Below are 18898 nucleotides of genomic sequence, written 5' to 3'. Positions count from 1 at the left end.
ATCAGGTTTTGCGGCGCCGCATTGGTGGAAATAGGGAAGGTTCTGCGCCTCTCGCCAAGAGGGGCGAGGGCGGCTCCCTGGTCGATCCCGCCCGCCTGCCCGACCGCCCGGCGACCGGCGCAAACATCGGGACCTTTGTCCATAGCGCCCGTGAAGCACCAAGGTATTCGCTGGTGAGGGCGGGAAGGGGAGAAAGAATGCGAGCACTACGGCTGCAGGAGTGGAAATCTGATCCGGTACTGGTCGACGCCCCTGATCCCGAGCCGGGGCCGGGGCAGGTCGTCATCCGGGTGGGCGGCGCGGGAGCGTGCCACTCGGACCTGCATGTGATGCGCGAGTTCGAAGAGGGGCTGCTCCCCTGGGGACCGCCGTTCACGCTCGGACACGAGAACGCGGGATGGGTGCTGGCCCTCGGAGACGGCGTGACCGGGCTCCAGGTGGGGCAGCCGGTCGCCGTGTACGGGCCGTGGGGCTGCGGGACGTGCGGGCGCTGCCGCCTCGGCGCGGAGAACTACTGCGAGGACCCCGCCAACGCACCCGTGCCGGCCGGCGGCGGCGGGCTCGGCCTCGACGGAGGCATGGCCGACTACCTGCTCGTCCCCGACGCGCGGTTCCTCGTCCCGCTGCCCGACGGCCTGGATCCGGCGACCGCGGCGCCGCTCACCGACGCCGGCCTCACCCCCTACCACGCCGTCCGGCGGTCCTGGGGGAAGCTGCCGCCCGGCGCGACCGCGGTCGTGATCGGCGCGGGCGGGCTCGGGCACCTGGCCATCCAGATCCTCAAGGCCACCACCGCCGCGAGCGTCATCGCCGTCGACACCCGCACCGAGGCCCTCGATCTCGCGCTGCGGAACGGCGCCGACCTCGCCGTCCCGTCCGACGACGGCACGGTGGCGAGCATCCGCGACGCCACCGGGGAGCACGGCGCCGACGTCGTCCTGGACTTCGTCGGCGCGGACTCGACCCTCGCCACGGCCGCGGCCGCCGCCCGGACGCTCGGGGACGTGACCATCGTCGGCATCGCCGGAGGAACCCTGCCGCTGTCCTTCTTCTCCGTCCCCTACGAGGTGTCCCTGCAGACGACCTACTGGGGCACCAGGCCCGAACTCACCGAGGTCCTCAACCTGGCCGCGCGCGGGCTGCTGCGCCCCGACATCGTCCAGTTCCCTCTGGACCGGGCGATGGACGCCTACCGCCAGATGGAGGCCGGGGAGCTCACCGGACGCGCAGTGATCGTCCCCTAGTGGCAGGAGCGACGAGCGCGGTGGCACCCCCGGCAGCACGGCGGACCAGCCATGCGTCCTGGCCCGCGGTGGGTCAGCGCCGCAGTGGTTCCGGTACGGGGGCAGGCTCTCCTTCCCCACGGACAGACGGTCTACGCCGTCTGGTCCGCTGCTTCAGAAGCGCGGCGGCCACGGCGACCGTGACCGCCGCGAGCGCCGCCCAGCCGCCCGGGGTGCCGAACAGGGCATGGCGTGCCGCGTCCGGCGCCTGCTGGGTCACGACGACCCCGGCCATCACCAGGACGAACCACCCGAAGGCCTGGCGAAGCCGCTGCGGGTCGACGCGTCCGGCCAGCCGTGAGCCGGCGAGCCCGCCGAGCACCGCCGCGCCGGTCACCGCGAAGGTCAGCGGCCAGTCGAGGTGGACGCTGTAGAGGTAGCCGGCCAGGCCGGCGAAGGACTTCATCGCGATGACCATCAGCGAGGTGCCGACCGCGACGGGCATGGACAGCCCGCCGAGGATCACGAGCGCGGGGACGACGAGGAAGCCGCCGCCGGCCCCGACCAGCCCGGTGACGATCCCGACGGTCATCCCTTCGGCCAGGATCCGGACGATCGGGCGTTCCACCGGGCCGCCCGCCGGGGCGCTCCGGCGGCGCAGCATCGCGGTCGCGGTCACCGCCATCATCACCGCGAAGGCCGCCAGCAGCACGCCGGCCGGTAGGAAGGCGGCCAGCCGCCCTCCCGCGTAGGCGCCGACCATGCCCGCGCCGCCGAACAGCAGTCCGGTGCGCCAGCGGACCCGGCCCGCCCGGGCGTGCGGCAGGACGCCGACCAGCGCGGTCGCTCCCACCACGAACAGCGACATGGCGATCGCCTGCTTGGCCTCGACTCCGGCCACGTAGACGAGCACGGGCACGGTGAGGATGGATCCGCCGCCGCCGAGCAGCCCGAGCGAGACGCCGACGGCGAGCGCGGCGAGCAGGGTCAGCGCGAGCGTCACCGCGGCCGCCGATCCCCGAGGAGCGCGGCCACGTCCTCGGCGTCGCAGGCCGGCCCCCTGTTGAAGGGCAGCCGGGCAAGAAGCGAACCCATCATGCAGGTGCCGGTCAGGGCCGCGACCGTGAGACCGGCGCCGATCGCGGCGGCCAGCCATTCGAGGCCCGGGACGGCGATGTCGCCGAGGACGCCGATCAGGACGAGCACACCGGCGACCAGCCGCACCTGCCGTTCCAGGTCCCAGCGGGACCGGTCGCGGTTGAGCGGCGCGCCGCCCGCCTCCCAGGCGAGGATCCCGCCGTCCAGGATGTGCACGTTGGTCAGTCCCGCCTCTCCGAGCGCGCGCTCGGCCTGCGCCGCGCGGCCGCCGGTCCGGCAGACCAGCACCACCTCCTCCGAGGAGGCGCGCAGTTCGTTGCGGTGTTCCCGCAGCATGTCGAGAGGGACGTTGTAGGAACCGGGGATGTGCGCCGCGGCGAACTCGGCCGGGGTCCGCACGTCCAGCACGCGCGGTGCGTCGGGGGCGGCGATCCGGTCTCGCAGGGACACGGCGTCGATCTTCAGGGGCACCGGGGTCATGTCAGTCTTCATCCTTGGTATGGGGCCGATCCGGGGCTGGTACCAGCCGGGTCCGGAACCGGGGATCCGTGGTGTGGTGATGTGTCGCCGTGGGGTTCACGCGGCCGCGACGACCGGCAGGCCGGCGCGGACGCCGGCGCCGTACTCGTCGTCGACGGCGACCACGCGCCGCCCGGCGGCGGCCAGGAACGAGGCGGCGACGGCCGCGCGGTACCCGCCCTGGCAGTGCACCCACACTTCGCCGTCGGGCACCTCGTCCAGGCGCCGCGGAAGGTCCTGCAGCGGGATGTGCACGGCGCCGTCGATGTGGGACTCGTCCCACTCCAGGTCACGGCGCACGTCCAGCACCACGACCGGCCGGTGGTGCCGCACGGCGGCCAGTTCGCCGAACGACGCCCTCGGGAAGGAGGCCGGGCGCTCCCCACCGGTCCAGCGTTCCGGTCCGCCGGTGGCCGACGCGGCCGGCCGGTCGATGCCGATGCGGACCAGCTCGCGCTGCGCGGCGGCCACGTCCTCGGGCGTCTCGCCCAGCAACGTCAGCGGCGTGCCCCGCGGGACGAGCCAGCCGAGGTAGGTGGCGAAGCTCCCGTCCAGCCCGAAGTTGAGCGTCCCCGCCAGGTGCCCGGCCGCGAACGCCGTGCGGGTCCGCAGGTCGACCACCCACTCCCCGGCCTCGATGCGCCGGCGCAGCTCGGCGGCGTCCGCGCGAGGCGGTTCCGACAGGTCGGGCGCCCCGGGGCCCGCGCTGTTGGCCGGCCCCATGTGGGCGTAGTAGGCCGGATAGGCGTCCAGCCCGGCCAGCAGCGTCTCCACGTAGTCCTTCTCGTCCAGGGTGAGCGCGGGGTTGGCGCGCTTCTCCTGCCCGATCGTCGACGCTTCCGCCTGCGCCTGCGTGGCCGAGCAGAAGCTGCCGAACCCGTGCGTGGGGAAGATCTCGGCGTCGTCGGGAAGCTCGCGCGCCAGCCGGTGCGCCGAGTCGTACTGGGCGGCCACCAGGTCGTGGGTGCTGGCCGGTCCGAGAAGGTCCGGCCGTCCCGTGGACCCGTACAGCAGCGAGCCTCCGGTGAACACCGCGGGCGGCCGGCCCGGAGCCTCCAGGACGTAGGCCAGGTGCGTGAACGTGTGGCCCGGAGTCGCCAGAGCCCGGACCCGCATCCGCGCGCCGACCTCGATCACATCGCCGTCGGACACCGCGTCGTGCTCGAAGGCCACCGGGTCGGCGGCGTTGACGTGGTAGGCGGCCGCCGTCGCCCGGGCCAGCGCGAGCCCGCCGGTCACGTAGTCGTTGTGGATGTGCGTCTCGAAGACGTCGGCGACCGTCACCTGCCGCTCCTCGGCCAGGGCGAGCACCCGGTCGATGTCGCGCTGCGGGTCGATCACGAACGCGACCTCGCCGTCGGTGACGAAATAGCTGCGGTCCCCCAGCGAGGGGGTGTCGATCGGAACGATCTCGATCATCGGTCTCCTTCCAGCTCCTCGGGCGGCGCTCTCGCGCAACCCCGCGCGCCGCCGGCCCACCGGGCCCGGACGGCGCGGCGACGGCGGCGGCCGAGCGCGCCGTCGGATGTGCGGCGGCGCATGCCCGAACGTCGATACCGCCGCCCGGCTATACCCCATGGGGTATCCGCCAGGCAGGGTAGCCGAGACGTGAAGCGATGCGCAAATACCCATGGGGGTATAAGGAGAGGTGTGCGGCGGGACGGGATCGGGGGCGGTGGCGGCCGGTCCGGCGTCAGCGGGACCCTCCTCGCCGGCGGCGCGGCACCCGCGCCGCCTTCGTCCGGCCGGCCTTGACCGGGGCACGTACCCTATACCCTGGTGGGTATGAGGAGGACAACGTGAAATTCGAAGCGGACTCCCTGGCCGACGTCCTCGTGCGCCTGCGGCGCGCGCAGGGTCAGCTCGGCGGGGTCATCCAGATGATCGAGAACGAGCGGGACTGCAAGGAGGTGATCGCGCAACTCGCGGCGGTCTCGCGGGCACTGGACCGCGCCGGTTTCAAGATCATCGCAACCGGCCTGGAGAAGTGCGTCCAGGAGGGCGCGGACCCCGAGCAGGCCCAGCTGGACCGCGCCCAGCTGGAAAAGCTCTTCATGAGCCTCGCCTGATCCCCGGACGCGGACGCCTCCCGTGACGCGCGGGCACCGTGCCCGCCGGCGTCGCCCCCGCTCAGCTCCGAAGCTTCTTCATCTTCCGGCCGTCGGGCGACCCTCGCGCTCGCCGGACCGCCGGTTTCCCGGCATGCGCCGGCTCTCCTCCGATTCCTGGGGACGCACGACCACCTTGCGGATGAGTTGCACGTCGGTGAGCGGCCCCGTGGACGCGGCGAAGCCGAACTTGAAGGTGTCCGGAACGGGCTCGGGAGCGCTGAATTTCAGCACCCGCTGGAAGCCTTCGCCGTCCTCGAAATCGATGTCGACCGTCGCGACGGGGTCCGGTCCGAACGACAACGCGACACGGACGGTCCGGCGCACCGGTTCCAGGAGTTCTTCGGCCTCGTCCGGCGCGACGTCGGCGGGCATCTTGCGCAGGTCGCCGTGGAGGTGCCCGGGAAGGGACGACGGCCAGGGACCGGTGGTCGTCTTGTTGTCGGTCGTGGCGGCGAGCAGGCAGTACCCCGTGGTGCCGTTTCCGGCGCCGCGGGCGGTCACGATGTTGGGGCCGGGCGGCGACTGGCGAAGACTCGTCCCGGCCGGGGAACGCCTCTCGCAACCGTTCCCGCGCCGTTCTCCGTCACCGAAATAGTCTCCCAGCGCATCGAGCCCGATGCCGAGATACCCGCCGTCGACCCCCGGTACGAACTGGCCGCCGGCCTTGCCTCCCGGCAGCTTCTGCGCGTACCCGAGGCTGCCGCCGAACGCGCCCGGCGTGGTGAGGCGCCGTGAGCCGTCGGTCAGGAAGAACGAGATCCCGTCGGCCGGCGCCCGGGTGGTGTTGCCGTACTGCCACTGCTCGAAGGTCACCACCAGGCCGTCCGCCGCCGGAATCGGCGAGTCGAACAGCACGGCGCCGGTCTCCTCCATGTGGGCGTCGGTGAGCTGGAGATATCCGTGCGGCGCCGCGTGGCCCGGTGGCACGGGACCGGCCGGATCCCGGCGGCATCCCCTGAGCGGATGGTTCGTGGCCTCCTCCGCCGCCGTCCCGCGCCGCGCGCCCGTCAGGCACGCCGCCCCGTACCCGATGAAGCGCGAATCCGCGGTGGCTCCGGTGAACGGCTCCTCGACCCGTGCCGGTTCCGGACGCGAAACTGCCGCCGACGTGCCTCCGGTCGAAGCGACGGCCGCCACGACCCCGGCCGCCGCCACGGCGCGAGTCACCCGATGCCTCATGCCATTCACTCTTCCTATGCGGGTTCTAAGCGATCTCTTCTTCCATCCTCATCTGAACACACGCGCACGGCGATAATCGGGCATTACCATTACTGCGGCGATATGCGAAACCGATCTTTACGAAATTGCATGTCGTCCCATGGGGCGGTCATGCCGGAATGAACGTCATGGCGCCGGTCCGCGTGTCCCCGCCGCTCGACGGGCATGATCGTGTACGGCGTGTCGGCTCAGGGCGCTGACGCCGGCGGCGGCCGGTCAGCGGTCGACCAGGCCCCAGGAGCGTGCCTGCTCCACGCCGATCCCGGCGCCGGTCAGGGCCAGGTGCAGGGTGCGCCAGCGGCCGATGCGGCGCGGGATGCTCACCGTTCCGCCCGCCCCCGGGATGAGCCCCATGGAGACCTCGGGGAGCCGGAACGTTGCGCCCGGGGCGGCGACCAGCGTCCCGGCGAAGGCGGGGATCTCGATGCCGGCGCCGACGCAGGGGCCGTGCACACGCGCCTCCGTCCGCCCGGCGAGGCGGTGCACCAGGCGTCCGGCGCCCGCGCGCGTCCGGATCATATGGGCGGTGGCCAGGTCGGGCGCCGTACCGAACTCGTCGAGGTCGCCGCCGGCGCAGAACGCGGTCCCGGCCCCGTCCAGGACGACCCGTTCGATGTCGCGGTCGGCCAGGGCGATCTGGAGGGCGTCCACCAGCGCGTCCCGGACCTGCCGGCCGTAGGCGTTGCGGCGCGCGGGCCGGTTGAGAGTGATCCGCAGTGCGCGGTCGCCCCGGACGGCCAGCACCGGGTCCTGGACTTCGGGCGGCAGGGGGCGCGGGCCGCGCGCGTCCAGCCAGCGGGCGAACTCCCGGCCGCCGAGCAGGGTGGAGTAGGCGTAGGACTCCACGTCCAGTGCGGCGGGCACCGGCATCGTCTCCGTCGCGCGCAGCACGTCGCGCAGCACCAGCGACGCCAGCGGGTTGCGTGCCGCGGCATCGTGGAGTTCGCGGAGCGCCGCGTCGAGGTCGGCGACGCCGATCGTTTCCCGGCCCGTGCCGCCGCCCGGAAGGGTGAGGGTGAGGTCGAGTGCGCGCCGCAGCTCGGTCGCCTCGCCGTCGCCGTGGAGTACGCCGACCAGCAGGCGGTCACCGTCCCGGGCCTTCCGCGCCGCTGCCCGCAGGGTCGCGGCGTCGGCGTCCTCGCCCAGGTCGACGACGATGAGCGGGTCGCGGACGGTGCCGTCGCCGTCCAGGAGCGGGCCGTCGGCGGCGCCGTCGGCGAGGTCGGCCGGGGAGACGCGCAACGCTCCGCTCATCGGGGCTCCCGGCTAGATCGGGACGGGAAGTGCCGGGAGTATATCCCCGCCTCGTGCAGCTGCTTTGCTCCGATTTCTGCACCTGAGGCAGAGGACCTTGGTCCGGTGATCTCGGGACCAGCGCCCGGCGCCCCGCCCCGGCCCGGGATGGTCGGCTGAAGATGCGGCGATGCCGCGGGACCGAAGGAGGCGCTGATGAACGCGCAACCGGCCCGCCGGAGGCTGGGGCTGTGGATGGCCACCGCCCTCGTGGTGGGGAACATGATCGGATCGGGTGTGTTCCTGCTGCCCAGTTCGCTGGCCGGGTACGGGCCGATCAGCCTGATCGCCTGGGTGTTCACCGCGGCGGGGGCGATCCTGCTGGCGCTGGTGTTCGCCCGCCTCTCCCGCGCCTACCCCAGGACGGGCGGACCCTACGCCTACGCGCGGCGCGCGTTCGGCGACTTCGTCGGATTCCAGACCGCGTGGGGCTACTGGATCGCCGTGTGGGCGGGGAACGCGGCGATCGCCGTCGCGTTCGTCGGGTACCTCGCGCACTTCTGGCCGCAGCTCGGGGACGACAAGGTCCTGGCGGCCGCGGTCGGCCTCGCCGCCATCTGGCTGCTGACGGCCGTGAACGCCTACGGGATCCGCCAGGGCGGCGCCGTCCAGGTCGCCACCACCGTCATCAAGCTGGTGCCGCTGCTGCTCATCGCGGTCGGCGGGCTCTTCTTCGTCAAGTCCGCCAACTTCGGCGAGTTCAACGCCGGCGGCGGCAGCGCCTTCTCGGCCGTGACCGCCGCCGCCGCGCTGACGCTGTGGTCGTTCATCGGCCTGGAGTCGGCGACCGTCCCCGCCGAGGACGTGGAGAACCCGCAGAAGACCATCCCCCGCGCCACCGTCGCCGGGACCGCGGTCACCGCCCTGGTCTACGTCCTCGGCACCGTCGCGGTCCTCGGCCTGGTGCCGGCCGCCGCGCTGGCGACCTCGACCGCGCCGTTCGCCGACGCCGCCGACGCCGCGTTCGGCGGATGGGCCGCCGACCTGGTCGCGGTCGGCGCGGCGATCAGCGCCTTCGGCGCCCTCAACGGCTGGATCCTGCTGCAGGGCCAGATCCCGCTCGCCGCCGCCCGCGACGGCCTGTTCCCCCGCGCGTTCGCCCGCACCGGACGCGGCGGCACCCCCGTCGTCGGGCTGGTCGTCTCCAGCGTCCTCGTCACCGGGCTGATGCTGATGAACTACAACGCGAGCCTGGTCGACCAGTTCACCTTCATCATCCTGCTCGCCACCCTCACCACCGTCATCCCCTACGCCTACGCCTCGCTCGCCGAGCTGGTGCTGCTGGCCACCGACCGCGCCGCGTTCTCCGGCCGGCGCCTGACCCGCGACGCCGTCATCGCGCTGCTGGCCTTCGGCTACACGGTCTGGGCGATAGCCGGCGCCGGCTACGAGGTCGTCTACAAGGGCACGCTGCTCATCTTCGCCGGCATGCCCGTCTACGCCTGGCTGAAGTACCGCGACCAGCGGGCCACCGTCCACGCCGTCGAGACCGACCGGTCCGAGCCACCCGCGCACGCCGCTTGAGGGAAAGGGGCAATCCGTGTTCACCGTCTCCTCCGAGGTCGGGCGGCTGCGGCAGGTCCTGCTGCACCGCCCCGACCTGGAACTGCTCCGCCTCACCCCGGCCAACAAGGACGACCTGCTCTTCGACGAGGTCCTGTGGGCCAAGCGGGCCCGCCAGGAGCACGACGTGTTCGCCGACACCCTGCGGGAACGCGGCGTCCGCGTCCACTACCTGGCCGACCTGCTCGCCGAGACCCTCAAGACCGACGAGGGACGCGCCCAGGTCCTCGACCAGACCGCGTCCGAGATCGCGCTCGGCCCGACGCTGGCCGGGCCGGTCCGGGACGCGCTGGACGAGATGGACCCCGCCACCCTCGCCCGGCACCTGATCGGCGGGCTCACCAAGGCCGAGCTCGGCCTGCCCGCCCACAGCCTGCTGCTGTCGTCCCTGGACGACGGCGACTTCGTGCTCGCCCCGCTGCCCAACCACCTGTTCACCCGCGACCCGTCCGCGTGGATCTACCACGGGGTCACCCTGCACCCCATGGCCAAAGCCGCGCGGCGCCGCGAGACCGTCCACCTTGCGGCGATCTACCGGCACCACCCGCTGTTCGCCGAGCAGGACACGCCGGTCTGGTATCCGGGCGCCGACTTCGGCCTTCCCTCGCTCGAAGGCGGCGACGTCCACGTCCTCGGGAACGGCGTCGTGCTGATCGGGATGAGCGAGCGCACCACCGCGCAGGCCATCGAACTGCTCGCCCAGCGGCTGTTCACCGCCGGCGCGGCGCAGCGGGTCATCGCCGCGCAACTGCCCCGCCGCCGCGCCTTCATGCACCTCGACACCGTCATGACGATGGTCGACCGCGACACCTTCACCATCTACCCGGAGCTGCCGCCGCTGCGGTCCTACACGCTCTCCCCCGGCCACGACCACGGCCGCGAAGTCCTCGTGCACGAGAACGAGGCGCTGTTCCCCGCGATCGCGCGCGCCCTCGGCCTGCCGCGGGTCCGGGTGCTGACCGCGCAGCAGGACGTCCGCGCCGCCGAACGCGAGCAATGGGACGACGGCAACAACGTCCTGGCCATCGCACCCGGCGTCGCCGTCGCCTACGAGCGCAACGTCACCACCAACACCATGCTCCGCCACCACGGCATCGAGGTCATCACCATCCCCGGCGGCGAACTCGGACGCGGCCGCGGCGGCCCCCGCTGCATGAGCTGCCCGCTCCAGCGCGACGAGGTGACCCCGTGACGGACGGACCCGGCCCGCCCGCCGGAACTGGTCAACGACTTCCGGGGACGGCGGGTCGGCCGGGGGCGCCCACCGCCGCGTGTGCGATGATCGGGGTGCCATGACGACCGAGCTTGAACCCCTCGACCCCGCCGCCTGCCTGGACCTGCTCCAGGGCGTCCCGGTCGGGCGGATCGCCTGGGCCGAGGCCGACGGGACCGTCACCGTCCTGCCGGTCAACTTCGTCCTGGACGACGGCGCGCTCGTCTTCGCCACCGCCCCCGGCGCCAAACTCGACGCCGTCCGGGAAGGGCGCACGCTCACGTTCGAGGCCGACGACTTCGAACCCGCGCTGCGCACCGCCTGGAGCGTCCTGCTGACCGGCCCGGCCGAGGTCGTCGCCGACCCGGCCGAGATCGAGCGGCTGCGGGGTCTCTCGCTCGCCCCGTGGATCCGCTCGGCCGGCGCCTTCTTCGTCCGGTTGACCCCGCGCGGGATCTCCGGCCGCCGCATCCCGCTCCACCCCGGCGGCGTCACCACCGAGCAGGTCAGCCCCGAGGACATCGCCACCGAGGACGAGTCCGGCTGACGCGCGCACCGCGCCCTGCCGCCCCGGCGGGGCGGCAGGGCGCGGCGGGCGGCGTCACCCGAGGTGCTGCGGCGTGATCGCCACCGTGCACGGGGCGTGCTTCAGCAGCGCGTCGCTCGTCGCGCCGAGTGTCAGCTCCTCGACGACGCCGGTCCCGCGCGTGCCCACCACCATCAGGGTGGCGTCCTCCGCGGCCTCGAAGAGCGCCTGCCGCGGCGGCTTCAGCATCAGGGAGGTCGTGGCCTGGACGTTGGAGTACTTCACCCGCCACGGCGCGACGGCCCGCTCCAGGAGGCCCCCGGCCACCCGGCGCAGCCTGTCCTCATCGCCGAACAGCGAGAGGTCCCCGTCCGGGGCCGCGCCCGGCTCCCAGCAGCCGTACACGGCGCGCAGCCGCCAGCCGCGCAGAGCGGCCTCCTCGAACCCGAACGACAGCGCCGCGTCCGCGCCCGCCGAACCGTCCACGCCCACGACCACCAAGCCGTCGCGGGAGGCCGCCGACCGCACCACCACGACCGGACGCGCCGTCCGGACCGGTACCCGCAGCGCCGTCGACCCCACGGGCATCTCGTCCGGCGCGTGCGAGCCGACCACGATGAGGTCGGCGTCCCAGCCCTCGCTGAGCAGCGCGGAAGCGGCGCCGCCGTCCTTGAGGCGCTTGCGCACCCGCAGTTCGGGGGCCAGCTCCCGGGCCAGCGCCGCACCGTGGTCGAGCAGGTGCTCGGCCATCCGGCGGACGATCGCCTCGCCCTCGTGGTCGATGTAGCCGATGGGGTAGGGCCAGCGCCAGGCGTGGCAGACCGTCAGCGGCAGCCGCCGCAGCCGCGCCTCCCCCACCGCCCACCGCAGCGCCCGCTCGCTCTCGCTCGTCCCGTCGTAACCGACGACCACATGGCTCATGACGCCTCCTCTTCCACCTCCATCCCACCGCCCGGCCGGGGCGGCGCACAGGGCCGAACGTCCCCGCCCTCGGGGACGGCCGGCTCTGACCCGCATCGCCTCAACGGGGGCGGTGGAAGCGGCTGACGGCCCGGCGCGACCCGCCGCGCGTGACGGACCGGGCCGTGACGGCGTCAGGCGTCCTTCAGCGGGACGCACCAGGTGAGCCTCGTCCCGCCGCCGGGGCGCGGCTCGACCGTGCACGCCCCGCCGAGCCCCTCGGCTCGTTCGCCCATGTTGCGCAGGCCGCTGCGGCGGCCGCCCTCGGGGATGCCGACGCCGTCGTCCTCGACCCGCAGCGTGAGGTCGTCGCCGACCTCGATCCGCACAACGGTCTCGCCGGCATGGGCGTGCCGCGCCACGTTCGACAGCGCCTCCTGCACGACGGCGAGGAGATGGTCCGCGGTCTCGTCGTCGACGACGGTGTCCAGCAGCCCGTCCAGCCGCACCGAGGGCGCGAAGCCGAGATGCTCGGCCGCCGCGTCGACCAGGACGTGCACGCGGCTGCGCAGCGACTCCTCGTCCGGCGCCGCCTGCAGCGCGAAGATCGCGGAGCGGATCTGCCGGATGGTGTCGTCGAGGTCGTCAACGGCCCGCTGCACCCGCGTGGCGACCTCCCGCTTCTGGGTGATCTTGATGGCGGCCATCAGCGTCATCGCCGTCGCGAACAGCCGCTGGATGACGGTGTCGTGCAGGTCCTTGGCGATGCGGTCGCGGTCCTCCAGCAGTGCCAGCCGCTCGGTGTCGCGGCGCCGGTCGGCCAGCTCCAGCGCGACCGCCGCCTGCCCGGCGAACGTCTCCAGCAGCCGCTGCGTCCCCTCGGAGAACACCGCCCCGCCCGGCGGGTTGATCACGGAGATCACGCCGCGCGCCGCGGAGCCGAGCCCCAACGGCACCACCAGCAGCGGCCCGACCGGCACCTGCGGCGGCAGGTTCGCCTTGCGCGCCGGCCCGTCCCCGTCGGCCAGGCGCATCGCGACACCCTCGCTGAACACCGGCCCCGCCACCGCGTCGTCCAGCGGCATCCGCAGCCCCTCCAGGTGCTCGGCGCCGTCGCCGTGCGCGGCCTCCACGCAGAACTCCCGGCCGCCCTCCTCGACCAGCGACACCGTCACCACCCCGGCGTCGGTGATCTCCCGGGCCCGCTGCGCCACCAGGGCCGACACCTCCTGCGGGCCGGTGCCCGACAGCAGCGCGGTGGAGATCTCCGCCGACGCCTCCAGCCACCGCTCCCGGCGCCGCGTTTCCTCGTACAGCCGGGCGTTCTCGATCGCCACGCCCGCCGCGGTGGCCAGCGCGGTCACCACGACCTCGTCCTCCTCCTCGAACTCCCCGCCGCCCGCCTTCTCGGTCAGGTAGAGGTTGCCGAACACCTCGTCCCGCACCCGGATCGGCACGCCCAGGAACGTCCCCATCGGCGGATGGTTCACCGGAAACCCGAACGAGTCGGGGTGCTCGCCGAGGTCGGGCAACCGGAGCGGGCGCGGCTCGCGGATCAGCAGCCCCAGGATCCCGTGACCGTGCGGCCAGTGCCCGATCGCCTCGATCTCCTCGTCGCTCACCCCGACGGTGACGAACTGGACCAGCCGCTCGCCCTCCGCGCTGATCACGCCGAGCGCTCCGTAGCGGGCGTCGACCAGGGTCGTCGCGGCCTCGGTGATGCGCCGCAGCACCGACTCGAGATCGAGCTCGCTGCCGATCGAGACCACGGCCTCCAGCAGCGCGTGCACGCGGTCCCGGGTCGACCGCGCCGTCTCCAGCCGCACCTGCAACTCCGCCAGCAGATCGTCCAGCTGGAGCTGCGGCAAGATCAGACTCGCCCGGTCCACGCCGCCACTCGACTCGTCAGCCACCTCGCCAGTATCGCCGGATTACGGACGAGAAGTCAGCCCATCGCATCTGTGATCAGGGCTTCACCGGCCACCCCCGGGTCATCTCCCCTCGGGCACGACCACCACGGGGCAGTGCGCGTGGTGGAGGGCCGCGTGGTTGACCCGCCCGAGCGCCATGCCGATCAGGCCCGCCCTGCGGCGCGCCCCGACCACCACCAGGGCGGCGTCCCTGGAGGACTCCACCAGCGCCTGGGACGGCGAGCGGTCGGAGACCACCTCCTCGACCCCGACGTCCGGATGGTGCTCGCGCCGGCCGGCCAGGGCCTCCGCCAGCTCCATGTCCTCGATCACCCGCCGCCGCGGGGCGAGATCACCGCCGACCGCGTGCAGGGCGAGTATCCCGGCGCCGCGCGAGGTTGCCTCGGCGAACGCCCAGTCGAGGGCGGCGTCGTCCCCGGGCCGCCCTTCCACGCCGACCACGATCCGGGAGGGCGCGTCGGCGGGATAGGGCGCCGAGCGCGACACCACCAGCACCGGGCACCGGGCGTGCGAGGCGGTGTAGAGGCCGACGGAACCGAACAGCAGGCCCTCGAACCCGCCCAGGCCCCGCGACCCCACCGCCACCAGGCCGGCGTTCCCGCTCTCGTCCACCAGGGCGCGCCCCGGGTCCACCGGCACCAGCCGGGTGGTGACGTCGAGGCCTGAGTGAAGCTTCAGCGCGTACTGCCTGGCCTCGTCGAGCAGGGACTCCCGCTCGGCGGTCAGGCGGCGCAGCGCGTCCTCCGGAATCGTTCCGTCCGGGGCCAGGGCGCGCGACCCGTGCACGAGGCGCAGCGGAAGCCGGTGCCGGACGGCGTAGTCGGCGGCCCAGTCCAGCGCACGCCAGGCATGCGCGGAGCCGTCGATTCCCACGATGATCGGAGCCGGCATGGCTGCTCCCCTTCCCCCTGGCCTTCTGTAATGTCCACTTCGACGCTAGGCCGCGTCCGCCTGCGGATTCGCCGGCCGAAGGTCCCTTTCCGCTGGGACGAGGGTCATGTCGAGGCCCGCGGAGGACGCGTCACGCCGCACCCTTGAGGCCGTCGGTCGAGTCGACGACGTCGGCGGCGAAGAGGTTCTCCAGGGCCCTCACGTTCCCCTCTTGGGCGGCCTCGAGAAAGGCCGACAGGAGACGCCGGTGCTCGCCGGTGTCGATCGGCCCGCGCCGGGCGATGTCCAGGTGCTTGCGCGCGCGGCTCACCAGCTGGCGGACGTTGGCCGGGCTGAGCTGGATGATCTCGGCTATGTGCGCGTAGGGGTAGGCGAAGGCTTCACGGAGGATGTAGGCCGCCCGCTGGGCCGGGGTGAGCTTCTCGAGCAGCAGGAGCAGAGCGTGTTCGACCGCCTCGCTCCGCTCGGCTCCGGCGGCGGGGTCGTTGCCGGTGTCGACGGGCTCGGGCAGCCGCTCACTGATGGAGGTCTCGCGGCGGAACCGGGCGGACTGCGCGGCGTTGATGGACAGCCGCGTCGTGATCAGGGCCAGGAACGCCGCCGGGTTGGCGATGGCCGCGTGCTCGCTGCTCTGCCAGCGCAGCCAGGTCTCCTGGACGATGTCCTCGGCCTCCGCCGGGCTGCCGAGCATCCGGTAGGCGATGCCGAAGAGCCGCGGACGCACTTCGAGGAAGGTGGCGGCGGCCTCGGCGAGAGGGCTCTTCTGGTCTTGAACCGTATGGAGAATGCTCATTCCAACCTTCAACATCCTGGGCCCTTTTCGGCCGGTGAACGCTATTCCCTAACTATCCCGCGTCGACCTGGATATGCCATGACACGAACGCATGAGATCGATGAATAGCAGGTCATGCAGCATCTTCAGACTGCGGAATATGTTCACTGAACTCAATTCTTCAGGCGCACCAAACCGCCGGAGCCGTTCCATATCGACGGTCCCGATTTTGGTTTTCGGTTCGGTCAGGCGGCGTGGCGCCCCAGGTAGGCGCGCGCCGATTCGACGCGTGAATTCAAGCCGAGCTTGCGGAAGAAGTCGGCGTCGACGGCCTGCTGGACGGCGGATACGACCTTGGCGACGGTGTGGCCCCTGAGGTCGGCGAGCCGGCCGGCCTCCTGGTCGCGGACGAGCACGGGCGCGAGCCGGAGCACCTCCCGGGCGAGCGGCGACAGAGGGTCCAGAAGGCTCGGCGCCGAGAGAAAGGAACGGCTCGGCGAATGCCGCTCGTCCTCCGGCGGCCGGCCGAGGCGCAGCGTGTGGGCGCCGGTGCCGACCAGGCCGGAGACGGTCGCCCGCACGTGGGCGTCGGACGCCCCGGTGCGGACGGTGACCAGCCATCTGCAATGGCCCGTGCCTCCCGCACGAAGCGGCTCTTGCCGGCTCCCGGAGCCCCTTCGACGAGGAGGACGCCCCCATGCCCCGCATGGCACGTCGAGGTAGCGCACAACCGCGAGATCCACCCCGCGAGGCCGGCGGCCTCGGCGTCGCGCCCGCACGGCGGAGGACCGCCGACCGTACCGTGCGGCGGGAGCGGAGCGCGCCTCGCGCCGCCGCACCGCCTCCGCGCCATCTCATGAACCGTCATGACCCCTCCGTCCGGCCCGGCCGGCGGACGCCCGCCGCCGACATGACCCACTGTGTCCGGGCACGGGTCGCGGTCACATCCGGGAGTCCCTGGTCCAGATCCCTAGTGAAGGGCCCGGTACCCCAGGGTCCAGGAGGCCCAGGGCGGCGGGGTCGCCGTACGCGCCGGGGGCGCGGCCCGCGTCCTCGGCTGCCGAAGCGTGAACCAGAGGCCGTCCGGCGTCCTTGAGCAGCTTGACGGCGTGCAGCAGGAGGTCGGGGTCGCCGTCGAGGATCCCGCGCGCCTGGGCCGCGACGCCCCGCAGGAGGGGGACCCGGGATCGAGGTCCGCGGCGCGGTCCGCGGCGGTGGACGGGAGGCCGGGCAGCCCGGCGCGCAGCGCGAGGCGTGCGAGCACGACGGGGTCGGCGGGGTCGGTGGGGGCGGGCAAAGTTCCGGGCGGGGTCAGGGCGTCCGGCCCTTCCCAGGCGCACCGAAGGAGCCCGGCGACGCGGCCGGCGACGCGGCGCCCATCATCCGCGCGCCTTCGGCGGCGCAGCGGGCGTTGCCCTCCCGGTCGCCGAGGTGCACCGCCGCGCGGCCGAGCGCCTACCGGGCCGTGGTGTCGGCGAAGTCGCCGGTGCCGAGGTCTGCCGGCAGCGGCCAGGGCGGGCCTCGGCCTGGGTGCGGGCGGCGGCGAGCCCGCCCGCACCCAGCAGGATCCGTGCGCGGGTCATCGACCCAGATGCGCTGAAGCGGCATGTCCGGTGCGCCGCGCCGTGCGGACGCGCTCGTCGGTCTCCCGCAGCGCCGCCCCGGACCTGCCCTGACGCGATGAGCAGGAATGCGCGCCCGCAGGTCTCGGGCGCCCACGGCGGGTGCGGTGTCCGCGAGCCGACGGCGAGGGAGTCGGCCCGTTCCTGGAGTTCGAAGACCCCGGCCCGAGTCCCTAGGGAGTGCCGACGGCGTCCAGGATGGTGCCGGCCACGGCGTCGGGCTGGGAGGCGGCGATCGCGTGCGAGGCCCCGGCGACCTCACGGGTTCCCCGCGAGGAGGCGCGCTCGGCCATGAACCGCACCGCCTCGGCAGGGATGTTGAGGTCGCGCTCGCCGTAGACGAACCAGGACGGCTTGGTGCGCCAGGGCACCTCGTTGACGTTCAACCCGTCCGTGAGCGCCCGTTCCGTCACCGGGCGCTGGGTCGCGGCCATCAGCGCGGCCTCGTCCGCGGCCAGGTCGGCGCAGAACTGGTGGTGGTACTTGTCGTCGGCGATCCGGAACTCGTTGCCGCCGCTGGCGACCGGGTAGGCGGCCAGCGCGGCCCCCAGGGTGCTGCCCTCGAACTTGCCGGACAACTGCAGCGCGCTCTCGCCCTGCTCGGGTGCGAAGGCGGCGACGTAGACCAGCGACTGGACGGCCGGGTTGCCGGCCGCCGCCTGGGTGATCACCATGCCGGCGTAGGAGTGGCCGACGAGGACGACCGGCCGGCCGATGCCGTCGATCACGTCGCACAGGTAGGCGGCGTCCTCCGGCAGGCCGCGCAGCGGGTTGGCCACGGCGACGGCGCGGAGCCCGCGGCCGTGCAGACGGCGGATGACGCGGTTCCAGCTCGCCGATTCGGCGAAGGCGCCGTGGACCAGGACGACGACGGGCTGTTGGGCGGTGCTCATGGGCTTCCCCTTCAGGCGTTCAGAGCGGACTTGAGGACCTCGGCGGCCTGGGCGGTGGCGGCCCGCGCGGCCCGGGTGCCGCGGACCGGGTTGAGCATCATGAAGTCGTGGAGCGTGCCGTTGTAGCGGACGCTGGTGGTCGGCACCTCGGCCTCGGTGAGGCGGCGCGCGTAGGCCTCGCCCTCGTCGCGCAGCACGTCGTTCTCGTCCACGATCAGGAAGGCCGGCGGCAGCCCGGCCAGGTCGTCGAGCGTCGCGCGCAGCGGCGAGGCGGTGATCTCGGCGCGCTGCTCCGGGTCGGTGGTGTAGGCGTCCCAGAACCAGGCCATGGCCTTGGCCGTGAGGTAGGGGCCGCCGGCGAACTCGCGGTAGCTGCCGGTGTCCTGCCCGGCGTCGGTGACCGGGTAGTACAGCGACTGGTGCGCGAACCGCACGTCGCCGCGCCGCTTGGCCATGATGGTCAGGGCGGCGGTCATGTTGCCGCCGACGGAGTCGCCGGCGACGGCCAGGCGGGAGGCGTCGAGGCCCTCGTCCGCGCCGTGCCTGGTGATCCACTGGGCGGTCGCGTAGCCCTGCTCGATCGCGACCGGATAGCGGGCTTCGGGTGAGCGGTCGTACTCCACGAAGACGACCGCGGCGTTCGCTCCGGTGGCGAGCTCGCGGACGAGCCGGTCATGGGTGCCGGCGTTGCCGAGGACCCATCCGCCGCCGTGCATGTAGAGGACGGCGGGCAGCGTCCCGGTCGTCCCGGCGGGCTTCACGATCCGCACCCGCACGTCGCCGGCGTCGGCCGGCACGGTGATCCAGCCGTCCGCCACCTCGGGCATGCCGACCGGCACGGCCTGGATGCCGTCCAGCACCTTCCGGGCGCCGGCGGGCCCGAGCTCGTACAGGAACGGGGGTTTGGAGGTGGCGTCGGCGAGTTCCTGCGCCGCTGGCTCCAGGACGGTCTCGCTCATGGTGTTCTCCTCTCGTCCGCGAGGACGTTCGTGATCAGTCGGACGCCGGCGGCTCTCCGGTTTCCCGGGGCGTCGGTCGCGCCCTTTCGCCTGCTAAGACAGGCCGCTCACGCGTCCTGTGACAGCCCGACGAGGATTCCTCGAACGACCGAGAGCGAGTTCACGA

Annotated in this window: 17 protein-coding genes; 5 read left to right on the top strand and 12 right to left on the bottom strand. The window is 73.3% G+C overall.

What is annotated here, in order from left to right:
* The first annotated feature begins 197 nt into the window (after nt 1-197).
* On the top strand, nt 198-1244 hold the full coding sequence (locus tag SM418_RS16745) for an NAD(P)-dependent alcohol dehydrogenase (protein ID WP_371941694.1): 1047 nt from the start codon (nt 198-200) through the stop codon (nt 1242-1244).
* Nucleotides 1245-1317: 73 nt separating this feature from the next.
* Here the strand turns inward: SM418_RS16745 and SM418_RS16740 are convergent, their stop codons facing one another.
* From SM418_RS16740 to SM418_RS16730, 3 genes are all read right to left on the bottom strand, one after another.
* On the bottom strand, nt 1318-2226 hold the full coding sequence (locus tag SM418_RS16740; RefSeq protein WP_371941693.1) for a sulfite exporter TauE/SafE family protein: 909 nt from the start codon (nt 2224-2226) through the stop codon (nt 1318-1320).
* A complete protein-coding gene (locus SM418_RS16735; RefSeq protein WP_371941692.1) occupies nt 2223-2801 on the bottom strand; it encodes a rhodanese-like domain-containing protein in 579 nt (192 codons plus the stop codon). Before SM418_RS16735 ends, SM418_RS16740 begins: the two co-directional genes overlap by 4 nt.
* 96 nt (nt 2802-2897) lie before the next feature.
* Complete coding sequence (locus tag SM418_RS16730) at nt 2898-4259, bottom strand: MBL fold metallo-hydrolase (RefSeq protein WP_371941691.1); 1362 nt, start codon at nt 4257-4259, stop codon at nt 2898-2900.
* 380 nt (nt 4260-4639) lie between these two features.
* Here SM418_RS16730 and SM418_RS16725 point away from each other — a divergent pair, with 380 nt between their 5' ends.
* Nucleotides 4640-4909: a metal-sensitive transcriptional regulator gene (locus tag SM418_RS16725; RefSeq protein ID WP_371941690.1), complete on the top strand. Its 270-nt coding sequence runs from the start codon at nt 4640-4642 to the stop codon at nt 4907-4909.
* Between the two features lie 78 nt (nt 4910-4987).
* Here SM418_RS16725 and SM418_RS16720 read toward each other — a convergent pair whose 3' ends face one another.
* On the bottom strand, nt 4988-6130 hold the full coding sequence (locus SM418_RS16720; protein WP_371941689.1) for an L-type lectin family protein: 1143 nt from the start codon (nt 6128-6130) through the stop codon (nt 4988-4990).
* Nucleotides 6131-6385: 255 nt separating this feature from the next.
* On the bottom strand, nt 6386-7423 hold the full coding sequence (locus SM418_RS16715; RefSeq protein WP_371941688.1) for an enoyl-CoA hydratase/isomerase family protein: 1038 nt from the start codon (nt 7421-7423) through the stop codon (nt 6386-6388).
* A 195-nt stretch (nt 7424-7618) separates the two neighbouring features.
* Here SM418_RS16715 and SM418_RS16710 point away from each other — a divergent pair, with 195 nt between their 5' ends.
* The 3 genes from SM418_RS16710 to SM418_RS16700 all read left to right on the top strand — a co-directional run bounded on the left by SM418_RS16710 (nt 7619) and on the right by SM418_RS16700 (nt 10785).
* Nucleotides 7619-8986: an amino acid permease gene (locus tag SM418_RS16710; protein WP_371941686.1), complete on the top strand. Its 1368-nt coding sequence runs from the start codon at nt 7619-7621 to the stop codon at nt 8984-8986.
* A 16-nt stretch (nt 8987-9002) separates the two neighbouring features.
* The gene (locus SM418_RS16705; RefSeq protein WP_371941684.1) at nt 9003-10217 is read left to right on the top strand and encodes an arginine deiminase; all 1215 of its coding nucleotides are present in this window, start codon (nt 9003-9005) and stop codon (nt 10215-10217) included.
* 100 nt (nt 10218-10317) lie between these two features.
* Nucleotides 10318-10785, top strand: coding sequence for a pyridoxamine 5'-phosphate oxidase family protein (locus SM418_RS16700; protein WP_371941682.1), 468 nt, complete (start codon nt 10318-10320; stop codon nt 10783-10785).
* Between the two features lie 54 nt (nt 10786-10839).
* On the opposite strand, the gene SM418_RS16695 is transcribed toward SM418_RS16700, so the two are convergent.
* From SM418_RS16695 to SM418_RS16665, 7 genes are all read right to left on the bottom strand, one after another.
* Nucleotides 10840-11685: a universal stress protein gene (locus SM418_RS16695; RefSeq protein WP_371941681.1), complete on the bottom strand. Its 846-nt coding sequence runs from the start codon at nt 11683-11685 to the stop codon at nt 10840-10842.
* A gap of 173 nt (nt 11686-11858) precedes the next feature.
* Nucleotides 11859-13577, bottom strand: a complete 1719-nt coding sequence (locus SM418_RS16690; protein WP_371941680.1) for a GAF domain-containing sensor histidine kinase — start codon at nt 13575-13577, stop codon at nt 11859-11861.
* Between the two features lie 78 nt (nt 13578-13655).
* Entirely contained in the window at nt 13656-14486 is an 831-nt protein-coding gene (locus SM418_RS16685) for a universal stress protein (RefSeq protein WP_371941679.1), read from the bottom strand.
* 130 nt (nt 14487-14616) lie between these two features.
* Nucleotides 14617-15279, bottom strand: a complete 663-nt coding sequence (locus SM418_RS16680) for a sigma-70 family RNA polymerase sigma factor (protein ID WP_371941677.1) — start codon at nt 15277-15279, stop codon at nt 14617-14619.
* 224 nt (nt 15280-15503) lie between these two features.
* The gene (locus SM418_RS16675) at nt 15504-15839 is read right to left on the bottom strand and encodes a hypothetical protein (RefSeq protein WP_371941676.1); all 336 of its coding nucleotides are present in this window, start codon (nt 15837-15839) and stop codon (nt 15504-15506) included.
* A gap of 1214 nt (nt 15840-17053) precedes the next feature.
* A complete protein-coding gene (locus SM418_RS16670; protein ID WP_371941675.1) occupies nt 17054-17773 on the bottom strand; it encodes an alpha/beta fold hydrolase in 720 nt (239 codons plus the stop codon).
* 11 nt (nt 17774-17784) lie between these two features.
* Nucleotides 17785-18732 carry an alpha/beta hydrolase gene (locus SM418_RS16665; RefSeq protein WP_371941674.1) on the bottom strand — a complete coding sequence of 316 codons (948 nt, stop codon included), beginning with the start codon at nt 18730-18732 and terminating at the stop codon, nt 17785-17787.
* Between the last annotated feature and the right edge of the window lie 166 nt (nt 18733-18898).

Origin of the sequence: Actinomadura chokoriensis, assembly GCF_041463665.1 — a bacterium.
In the GTDB taxonomy this organism is placed as follows: Bacteria; Actinomycetota; Actinomycetes; order Streptosporangiales; family Streptosporangiaceae; genus Spirillospora; species Spirillospora chokoriensis_A.
This window is presented reverse-complemented; position numbering and strand designations above follow the sequence as displayed.

Coding starts and splice junctions, on each gene's coding strand:
- SM418_RS16745 (WP_371941694.1), top strand. CDS start 198: ATGCGAGCACTACGGCTGCAGGAGTGGAAATCTGATCCGGTACTGGTC.
- SM418_RS16735 (WP_371941692.1), bottom strand. CDS start 2,801: ATGACCCCGGTGCCCCTGAAGATCGACGCCGTGTCCCTGCGAGACCGG.
- SM418_RS16730 (WP_371941691.1), bottom strand. CDS start 4,259: ATGATCGAGATCGTTCCGATCGACACCCCCTCGCTGGGGGACCGCAGC.
- SM418_RS16720 (WP_371941689.1), bottom strand. CDS start 6,130: ATGAGGCATCGGGTGACTCGCGCCGTGGCGGCGGCCGGGGTCGTGGCG.
- SM418_RS16715 (WP_371941688.1), bottom strand. CDS start 7,423: ATGAGCGGAGCGTTGCGCGTCTCCCCGGCCGACCTCGCCGACGGCGCC.
- SM418_RS16710 (WP_371941686.1), top strand. CDS start 7,619: ATGAACGCGCAACCGGCCCGCCGGAGGCTGGGGCTGTGGATGGCCACC.
- SM418_RS16700 (WP_371941682.1), top strand. CDS start 10,318: ATGACGACCGAGCTTGAACCCCTCGACCCCGCCGCCTGCCTGGACCTG.
- SM418_RS16695 (WP_371941681.1), bottom strand. CDS start 11,685: ATGAGCCATGTGGTCGTCGGTTACGACGGGACGAGCGAGAGCGAGCGG.
- SM418_RS16685 (WP_371941679.1), bottom strand. CDS start 14,486: ATGCCGGCTCCGATCATCGTGGGAATCGACGGCTCCGCGCATGCCTGG.
- SM418_RS16680 (WP_371941677.1), bottom strand. CDS start 15,279: ATGAGCATTCTCCATACGGTTCAAGACCAGAAGAGCCCTCTCGCCGAG.
- SM418_RS16670 (WP_371941675.1), bottom strand. CDS start 17,773: ATGAGCACCGCCCAACAGCCCGTCGTCGTCCTGGTCCACGGCGCCTTC.
- SM418_RS16665 (WP_371941674.1), bottom strand. CDS start 18,732: ATGAGCGAGACCGTCCTGGAGCCAGCGGCGCAGGAACTCGCCGACGCC.